The 8622-nt window shown below is 70.8% G+C and carries 10 protein-coding genes; 2 read left to right on the plus strand and 8 right to left on the minus strand.

Features of this window, described 5'->3' with window-relative positions:
• Nucleotides 1-39 precede the first annotated feature (39 nt).
• From ACGF0D_RS24115 to ACGF0D_RS24150, 8 genes are all read right to left on the minus strand, one after another.
• Entirely contained in the window at nucleotides 40-2112 is a 2073-nt protein-coding gene (locus tag ACGF0D_RS24115) for a hypothetical protein (protein ID WP_392919409.1), read from the minus strand.
• A 170-nt stretch (nucleotides 2113-2282) separates the two neighbouring features.
• Nucleotides 2283-2819, minus strand: a complete 537-nt coding sequence (locus ACGF0D_RS24120) for a ricin-type beta-trefoil lectin domain protein (RefSeq protein WP_392879516.1) — start codon at nucleotides 2817-2819, stop codon at nucleotides 2283-2285.
• A gap of 314 nt (nucleotides 2820-3133) precedes the next feature.
• Nucleotides 3134-3673, minus strand: a complete 540-nt coding sequence (locus ACGF0D_RS24125) for a ricin-type beta-trefoil lectin domain protein (protein ID WP_392919412.1) — start codon at nucleotides 3671-3673, stop codon at nucleotides 3134-3136.
• Between the two features lie 263 nt (nucleotides 3674-3936).
• A complete protein-coding gene (locus ACGF0D_RS24130; RefSeq protein ID WP_392919415.1) occupies nucleotides 3937-4491 on the minus strand; it encodes a hypothetical protein in 555 nt (184 codons plus the stop codon).
• Between the two features lie 132 nt (nucleotides 4492-4623).
• Nucleotides 4624-5010 (minus strand): SH3 domain-containing protein, encoded by a 387-nt coding sequence (locus tag ACGF0D_RS24135; protein ID WP_392879525.1) that lies wholly within the window; start codon nucleotides 5008-5010, stop codon nucleotides 4624-4626.
• A gap of 308 nt (nucleotides 5011-5318) precedes the next feature.
• Nucleotides 5319-6341 (minus strand): ArsR/SmtB family transcription factor, encoded by a 1023-nt coding sequence (locus ACGF0D_RS24140; protein ID WP_392919417.1) that lies wholly within the window; start codon nucleotides 6339-6341, stop codon nucleotides 5319-5321.
• A 152-nt stretch (nucleotides 6342-6493) separates the two neighbouring features.
• Nucleotides 6494-6751 carry a hypothetical protein gene (locus ACGF0D_RS24145; protein WP_392919420.1) on the minus strand — a complete coding sequence of 86 codons (258 nt, stop codon included), beginning with the start codon at nucleotides 6749-6751 and terminating at the stop codon, nucleotides 6494-6496.
• Nucleotides 6748-7170, minus strand: coding sequence for an ATP-binding protein (locus tag ACGF0D_RS24150; RefSeq protein WP_392919423.1), 423 nt, complete (start codon nucleotides 7168-7170; stop codon nucleotides 6748-6750). The genes ACGF0D_RS24145 and ACGF0D_RS24150 overlap by 4 nt, the downstream gene beginning before the upstream one ends.
• Before the next feature lie 246 nt (nucleotides 7171-7416).
• On the opposite strand from ACGF0D_RS24150, the gene ACGF0D_RS24155 reads away from it, so the two are divergent.
• Nucleotides 7417-8286 carry a helix-turn-helix domain-containing protein gene (locus tag ACGF0D_RS24155; protein WP_392919426.1) on the plus strand — a complete coding sequence of 290 codons (870 nt, stop codon included), beginning with the start codon at nucleotides 7417-7419 and terminating at the stop codon, nucleotides 8284-8286.
• The gene (locus tag ACGF0D_RS24160) at nucleotides 8276-8479 is read left to right on the plus strand and encodes a DUF397 domain-containing protein (protein WP_392879538.1); all 204 of its coding nucleotides are present in this window, start codon (nucleotides 8276-8278) and stop codon (nucleotides 8477-8479) included. The genes ACGF0D_RS24155 and ACGF0D_RS24160 overlap by 11 nt, the downstream gene beginning before the upstream one ends.
• Nucleotides 8480-8622 lie beyond the last annotated feature (143 nt).

Genomic DNA, 8622 nt, shown 5'->3' on the forward strand with positions numbered 1-8622 from the left:
GGCCGACGGTCACTTCGACGGGCTACGTGAGCGGTCGGGTCACTTCGGCGGGATCGGGCAGGCGATCCAGTTCACGCCGATACCGTTGGCACTGGCGAAGTCCGGTGCCAGCGCGGCCTGGTCGCTGCGGCGGACACCGGCGGTGAACCCGGTGCTCTTGGCGCTGTAGATCCCGGGGACACACAGTTCGGCGGCCTTGATGCCGCCCACGACGGTGGCGACGAACGCGGGGCTGTCCGGCAGCTTCGACTGCTGCGCCGTGGCGTCGGTGAACAGGATCCTCGCGTCGCCGCCCTGGCGCCAGGCGTCGGAGGCGGTGTGGCCGGCGGCGAGGGTCGTGGTGTTCTCGGGGCAGGCGATCCAGTTGATCCGCAGCCCCCGGCTCTTCGCCGTTGCCGGGCTGAGGTCGCTCTGGTTGCTGAGGCGGATGCCGACGGTGAAGCCGTCGCGGCTGGGGTCGATGACCGCGACCGTGCTGAGGTCGGCCGTCAGCTGGTCGCCCACGACGGAGGCGGCGATCACGGGCATGGTGGTGAAGCCCTTGTGGCGGGTGTCCACGTCGACCAGGATGATCCGGGACTCGTCCTTCTCCTGCCGCCAGGCGTCGGGGCTGGTCTGGCCGCAGGCGACGCCTTCGGCGTCCTGGGGGCAGGCGATCCAGTCCAGCCGGAAGCCGTCCTTCTCCGCTTCCGCGACGTCCAGGTCGGACTGGTCGACCCAGCGCAGTCCGACCTCGAATCCGTCCTTGGACGTCTTGTGGATGCCGGGGGCGCCGAGGTTCGCCACGTACTGGTGGCCGGCGACGGAGACGACGTAGACGGGGGTCTGCTCGTACTTCGCCTGGCTGGTGTCCACCGTGACGATCAGGGTGTTCGGGTCGTCGCCCTGGGCCCAGCCGGTCTGGCCCTGGTGGGCGACGACCTGGCCGCCGACCGGGACGGGTACGGCCGGCACCTGGGTGTCCATCGCGCCGGAGGAGTGGATGGAGGTGTTCGCGCGGGTCGGCGAGGAGATCTTGGCGGTGGCCTTGAGGGTACTGTTCGCGGCGGCGCGGGTGACGGTGCCGGTGACGGTGATCTTCGCGCTGCCGCCCTTGGGGAGGGTCACCGGCTGGCGCAGCCCGTTCGTGGTGGAGCCGATCCCGCAGACGGCCGCGCCGTGCGGGTCGCACGTCACGGAGACGTCGGACAGGCCGGCGGGGATCGTGCCGGTGACCTCCGCGTCGGGGGTGTCGTTCGGGCCGTTGTTCTCCACCGTGATCGTGTAGGAGACCTTCTCGCCGACCTTGGCCTTCGCCGGGCCCGTCATGGTGAGCGGCAGGTCGGCGGGCAGCGCGACGTACAGGTGCCTGATCGAGTGGGACGCCCTGGCCCCGCCGGTGCCGGCCGAGAGGCCGAGCTTGAAGGTGGCGGGCATGGAGACCTGCCCCGGGGCTGTGGTGAGGTCGTAGTTGTCGATGAGGGTCTCGGTGTCGGAGCCCTTGGTGTGACGTACCGTCAACTTGCCCTCGATGATGCTGATCCGGATGCGGGCGTGGTTCTGCCAGTTCGCCCGGAAGCCGCCGGGCACCTTCACGCCGGTGAGCCAGCGGAAGTTGTCCAGGAGGTTGCCGGAGCCGCGAAGGCCGAGCATGTCGGGCGTGCGCCCCGGTGCGTTGGGGCCGGCCAGGGAGGAGGCGTAGTTCCCGTAGTTGTCGAAGCCGATGCCGACGTATCCGGCGGTGACCCCGGGCTTCGTGGTGCTGGGCGTCTCGCCCATGCGGGAGTACCCGAGCGCGGCGCCGTAGGCGCCGGTGTCCGTGGTCTTGCTCCCGTCGATGAGGTAGAGGCAGAAGCCGTCGCCGAAGTCGCCGCCGGTGGCGGTGCCCTCGCAGGCGTAGTCGAACTCGATGCTGACGCCGAGCCGGGAGGAGAACGGCTGGTCGAGGTAGGCGGTGCCGGCCTGGTCATTCTTGTCGGGGGTCAGTTGCAGACTGCCGTTCGGTCCCGTGGTCAGTGTCGCGTTGCCGTGCAGGACCCAGTGCTGGTTCTCCGTCTTTCCGGACATGAAGGATTCGTCGATGGGGAACGTGGCCTCGGTGCCGGTCGGGGCGGGGCGTACGGGGGCGGCCATGGGAACTCCCTAGGGGGATCGCGGTGATGGGGGTGTCGGGGAGGCGGGGGATGCGGCGGATGCGGGGATGTCGAGGGGGCGTTCACGTACGCGGCCCTGCCCGACCGGGGGTCGGGCAGGGCCGCGGGGTGGGTCGGCGTGCCATGGGGTCGGGCGCTCGTCCGGGGGGATCAGCGCCCCGGGGGCACCGCGGCCCAGTGCTGGGCGAAGGTCGAGGTGTAGATCCTGATGGTGACCTCGGTGCCGATGGTCGCGCCCCCGGTGAGGTAGAGGGCGGGGCGGGCCGTGAGCGAGACCGTGAACCTGCCCTCCGACCAGTAGCGCACGTTCCACTGCTGGTTCACGTTGTTCCTGTCGCAGGTCTGGAGCGTGACGAGGCTCCTGGCGCCGCTGGTCGGCGCGGTCAGGCACGTGCCCGTCGCCCTGTTCTCGATGAGCTGCCTGCCGGTGGGGCCGCTCAGGCTCCAGAACTGGCGGTTGTTGTTCGGCTCGCGGTCGGCCATGACGACCGTGCCGCTGCTGTTGACCTCCATCGTCTTCACGACGCTGGGCTGGGTCGGCGGCAGGACTTCCAGCCGGACCCAGCTCCGGGTCGGCAGGGTCTGCTGGGTGGGCTGCGGGGTGGTGGCTGCCATGGCCAGGCCGGGTGTGCCGGCCAGCAGTGCCGTGGTGATGGCCGCGGTCGCGATGCGCTTGGCAGGAGACATGGTTGTCACTCTCATGTGGGTTGTCCCTTGTGGGGTGTCCGAGAGGAGTGCGGTGCGGGCTCTTCGGCGGGGGGTGGTGCCGGAAGCCCTGCGGGTCACGGGGGCGTGCCCGGGCGTGCCCGAGGGGTCGGATCGTTCGCCGTCCCGGCTGCCGGGCCTCCTGAGCCCGTGGATACGGAGGTGCTTCGTACCCACCCGACCAGGCTAGCCAGATGTCCGTCCGCCCGCAGCTCAGCGGGAAAGCGCAGGTCACGGGCGTGCAGGGGGTGTCGAAGGGCCTGCCGGGGCGGGGGACCGGGTGCCTCGGGGGATCGCTACTTCACGGGCCGGAAGGCCCACTGCTGGTTGGCCTGTGCCGCATAGTCCCGGAGGACGGCCCTGTTGCTGCCGGCCTGTGCGCCCCCGGTGAGGGCGAGGGAGAGGTGGTTCCGGGGCGAGACCTGGAGTTGGGTGGACGTCACGTAGTGCAGGTCCCACTGCTGGTGCGTGTTGTTCTTGTCGCAGGGCTGGACGGTGACGGGGTCCAGGGTGTCGCTCGGCGCGGTCAGGCACGTGCCCGTCGCCCTGTTCTTGATGAGCTGCCTGCTGCCGGTGCCGCTCAGGCTCCACTGCTGGCGTTGGTTCTCGGGGTCGACGACGGACACGACGACCTTGCCGCTGCTGTCGACGTTCAGCTGCCTGGCCGGGGTGTTGTTCGGGTAGATCCTGAGCCGGTACCAGTCCGCGGTCAGCTGGGTCGGCAGTGCGGTCTGCGGGGTGGCTGCCGTGGCCAGGCCGGGGGTGCCGCCGAGCAGCACGGCGGTGATGGCGGCGGTGGCGATGCGCTTGGCGGGAGACAGGGTGATCGCTCTCATGTGGTGTCCCTTGTGGGGTGTCCGAGAGGTGTGTGGGCTCGTCCGCGGATGGCGTCGGAAGCCCTGGTGGATCACGGGGCGGTGCCGCACGTGCCCGAGGGGCGGATCGCTCACCGGTTGCCGGGCCTCCAGGGGCCCGGTGGCACGGCGATGCTTCGCAGCCACCCGACGACCAGGCTAGCCAGAAGCCCGGCCGCCCGCAGCTCAGCGGAAAACCGCAGGTCACGGGCGTGCGGGCGGGAGGGGCCGCAGGCAGCGGGCCGTCAGCAGGTGGGGCAGCCGGGAACGGCCGGAATCTCCGGGGCGGTGTCGTCGCCGCGGAGCCAGTCGGTGAGCCACTGCGCGAGGGTGAGGTCCTGCGGTGCCAGCCAGTGGCGGTCGCAGGCGTTCTCGTCCCCGCCCCACATGCGGCCTTCCGGGGTGCTGAGGTCGATGCACCACCAGATGACACCGCCGAGGGTCGCCAGCGGCAGCACGTTGCGCGGATAGAACTCGTCCTCCCCGGACGGCTGGGAGAGCCAGCTACGGTAGAGGCTCATCAGGGACGTCTCGTTGCTGAACCGCTGCTTGGTGTCGGTGAGCGACACCACGCCGCACGGGACGCTGCCGCGGCGGCGCAGGGCGCCGCCGTAGGGGCCGAAGCCCCCGTTGGCCGCCTCGCAGTAGATCCTCCGCAGCAGCGGCTGCATCGGAAACCCGGTGAGGGCCTCGAACTCGTCCGCGGCCTGTGCCGGTGCGGGGCGGGGGAGGCGGCGGGCCTCGGCGAAGTCGCGGATCCTCGCAACGATCTCGTCATCGGTCCAGGCAGGTGAAGTCACGGAGGAACCGTAGCGGCGCCACGGCTTCGCCCGCTGCGACAGCGGCAGCTACGGGGCGCCGGAGATGGTTCACGACACGTCGGGGCTCCGGCCGGTCGGAGCCCCGACGCTCACGCGAGGCCTCGGCTCAGGTCAGCACTCGTACACGCTGCCGCCGTCCGGGAGCAGGGTGTCCTTCACCCAGCCCTCCAGCGAGGTGCCGCTCTTGCGCAGGTGGGTCCAGGTCCCTTCGCTCTGCGTAGTGGTGTAGCAGTGATAGAAGACCTGGTCGCCCGGGTTGAGGACGCCCACGATGCCGCACGTCGTACCGGGCGCCGCGTGCGGGCCCGAGCGGATGTTCACGCTGCTGCGCGTGATGGTCTTCGGGTGGCTGCCGTCGGGGTCCAGGTTCGACCACGCGTGAGAACAGCTGAGGAGGCCGGCCTCCCCGGGGGTCCCGGCCGTGGCCACCGTCGGGGCCAGCCCCAACGCCGTGCCGGCGACCAGGGCGGCGGCCAGCAGGGCCGCGCTCTTCCTCATCGACATGTGCTCCCTCTCTCTCGCTCTCGGAGCCGTGGCCGTCTGCGGTGCGCGGACGGTCACGGCTCGCGGTGGTGGTGGGGGGCGGACGCGGGGCCGTGAGGTGCGCTGCGAACCCCTGGCACCCGGCGTCCGTGCTCAGGCTGCACGCCGGCGCAGCCGCTCCCCAACGCGATTCGGTCTGGCCCGAACACCGGTGGTCCGGGCGACCGCGCGGCCCGTGGCAGCGTGGACGTGGTGCGGAACCTGCGGAGTGTTCGGCGACGGCCCGGGAGTTCCGACGGGCGCCGTTGCGGGACCGGGGCCGGTCAGGGGCGTGCGGAGGGCGCGTTGAGCAGCGCGATGCCGGTGGGGGTGGCGACATGGGCGGTCGTCCGGCGGTCCCGGTGGGTGACGATCAGGCCCGCGTTGCGCAGCGTCGTGGCGTGCTCGCTGGCGCTGGCCTTGGCGATGCCGACGAGCGCGGCGAGTTGCTGGGTCGAGCAGCCCGGGTGACGGGCGATGGTGCCGAGCACCGCGGCCCGGGTGTGGCCCAGCACGGATCCGACGGCGTCGACCGCCGGCACCGCCGGGCCGTCGCCGGACGGGAGGGCCGCGAACAGTGGTGTGGCCGCGCCCTCCTGGAGCCGGGCCACCGGATAGCTGAGGACGGGTTGCGGCACCGCGTCGAAGTCGACGACCGGGGCCTCGACGCCGAACACCGACGGCTGGAGCAGCAACCCCTGTCCGCCCAGGTTCACGTCGGCGTCCAGACCGGAGGCCATCGCGATCTCCAGTACGGGAGCCCGCCAGCGGACCCGCCGCGGGTTGATGCGCGCGAGGACGGCTTCGACGCCGCCGCCGAGCAACTGGCGGGAACGCACCGCGGCGTCGGCCGCGGCCATGGCCTGGACCTCCTGCCAGTGGGGAAGGAGGGCGTGGTCGGCCACGTGTTCCAAGCTGTCGCACAACTGCCGCAGCAGCAGCGGGTCTTCGGGCAGCCGGTGGGCCCAGGAGGGCAGGGGCTGGTGCCGGGCCGTCCCCTCCAGGCTGGTTCGCAGGCGGCTGCGGGGCGTGGAACGGATCTGTTCGATCAGCTCGGCGGGTGTAGCGGCGTTCGTGCCGCTCAGGAAGTCGGTGATCCGCCCGCGCGGGGGCATCAGCGCGAAGGCCATACGCGAGGCGGGATGCAGGGCGGACAGCGTGCGGTGACGCCAGGCCCCGAGCCGTACCGGGTGGGTGCGCTCCTGGAGTTGCCGTGCCGCGGTGCCCAGCTCGATGCAGGGGGCCGGTCTGTCGGCGATGCGGGTGCGCGCGAGGTCCTCCACGGTGAAGTGCATGCGTAACGGCACGTCGTCGCCCTCTCCCGCTCGCTCGAAGCCTGGGCCGGTCCCCGGTCTCCGCCGGTGTGCTGCCCGCGCTTCCGCTCCTGACGGCCATCCTCGCCGAGAGCGGGCACGCGGGCCAGAGGGGGACGGGGCGGCGAATACCCGTTCAGTGGGCGTCAGTTGGCCCAGGTGATGCGGAGTTCGTGCTCGCCGAGGGGGAGGGTGAGGGCGGGGGCGTCGTCGAGGTCGCGGATGATGTCGCGGCTGGCGCAGGGGCCGGTGAGGCGGCGCTCCAGGACGTGGTGCTGGAAGCGGGACATCGGCAGGTGGTGGAGCGAGTTCCAGATCCGTTCGAGGTTGTCGGCGTTGCAGGTGTGGACGGTGGGCGGGCGCAGGCCCGGGATCTCCACGCGGATGTCGTGGTCGGCCCTCACGCGGCCGTCACCTCGGACCAGACGATCTTGCCGATCGGTTGGCGCGGGGCGCAGCCGGTCTCCTTGGAGAGGGACTTGACGAGGTGCAGGCCGCGTCCGGCCTCGCCGTCGAGGGTGAGGGCGCGCAGGACGGGCTCGCGGTCCCGGCGGGCGTCGTGGACCTCGATGCGCAGGCAGGTGGGGTGGGGGTCGAAGTCCGGGTCGTAGTCGAGGGAGAGGGAGAGGTAGATGCGGTGGCCCGGCGGGGTGCCGTGGAGGAGGGCGTTGGTGACGAGCTCCGAGACGATCACGAGCCCCGAGTCGAGGAACTGCTCGCCGGTCGGGGCGGAGTCGAGGAGCGAGGCGAGGAGGGTGCGCCCCTCGCCGGGGGCGCGCCGGCTGCGCGGCAGCCAGATGGCGGAGCAGGGGGTGGAGGACATGGCGAAGACACCTTCCAGGAACGGAGTTTGAAGCCATGTGGAGGCCGGGCGAAGCATGGGAATGCCCGGCGGTAGACGGCCATGGTCACTCAGGAGACCCGAAGGACTACTCCCTGTAGCATGCTCCGCGATGGCTTCGTTTTGCAAGCGCATTCCTGCGCAATTGCGCGACATCGCAAGAGTCTTGTGACCACCGAGGGAGGTGGCAGACTGTGACCCGACGTCAACCAAGAGGGAGCGACGAGCGTGGACAGTCCAACCGTGCTGCGCCGTAGGCTCGGCTCCGAGCTGCGACGATTGCGCGAACGGACCGGGCGCCAGGCCAAGTCCGTCGCGGACCAGCTCGGCTTCAGCGCAACCAAGGTGTCGCGGATCGAGTCCGGCCAGACGACCCTGAAGGAATCCGACATCCGTGCGATGCTCGAACTGTACGGCGTCAGCGACGAGGCCGAATTGCGGCAGTTCATCTCGCTGACCCGCCGCAGCACCCAGCGCGGCTGGTGGCACGACTACGCGGACACGCTGCCGGACTGGTTCCAGACGTACGTGGGTCTGGAGGCCGACGCCGCGCGGATCCGCTCGTACGAGACGGAGTTGATTCCGGGGCTCTTTCAGATCCCCGAATACTCGCGCGCGGTCTTTCGGGCCTCCCTGGTGGGGCAGGACGGCGACATAGAGGGCACTGTCGATCGACGGTCGCAACTCAGAACGCAACGGCAGGAAGTCCTCCATCGAACTGACCCGCCCGTCATCCACGCGGTTCTCAACGAAGCGGCGCTGAGCCGGCCCATCGGCGGTACCGGGGTGATGCGTGAGCAGATCCTGCATCTCCTGAAACTCGTCGAGCGGCCGAATCTCTCCGTCCGGGTGTTGCCGCTCAGCGCTGGCGCGCACGCCGCGATGAGCATGCCGTTCCATATCCTCTCGTTCTCGGACGTGCCCGGTCAGCTCGTCTACGTCGAAGCGCTGACCAGCAGCCTCTATCTGGAGAGGGAAGCTGATATCGCGCGGCACGAATTCGTCTTCGACCGGCTGACCGAGATGGCGATGAGCCCGCAGGAGTCCGCTACCTGGATGAATCGGCTACTGAAGGAGAACTATCGCAATGACAGCTGACCTGGAATGGCGCAAGAGCAGCTACAGCGGCGGCGAGGGCGGCAACTGCATCGAGGTCGCCAGTGGGCTTCCGGACTCCATCCCCGTCCGCGACAGCAAGGACGCTCACGGCCCGGCCCTTGCTTTCGCCCCTGAGGCGTGGCGGTCCTTCGTTGCCGGCGTTCGGGCGGGCGACTTCCCGGCCGGTTCCTGAAGCGTTTCCTGCCGGGGGGGGCCCCCGCGGCCCCCGGGGCCCCCCCCCCCGGGGGGGGCGGCGCCCCCCCGCCCCCCCCACCCAACCTGGGGTAAGCAACAGCGCAGAAGTGAGAGTGGAATATAGACACCCACACCCACCCA

Origin of the sequence: Kitasatospora sp. NPDC048298, assembly GCF_043201465.1 — a bacterium.
GTDB lineage: Bacteria > Actinomycetota > Actinomycetes > Streptomycetales > Streptomycetaceae > Kitasatospora.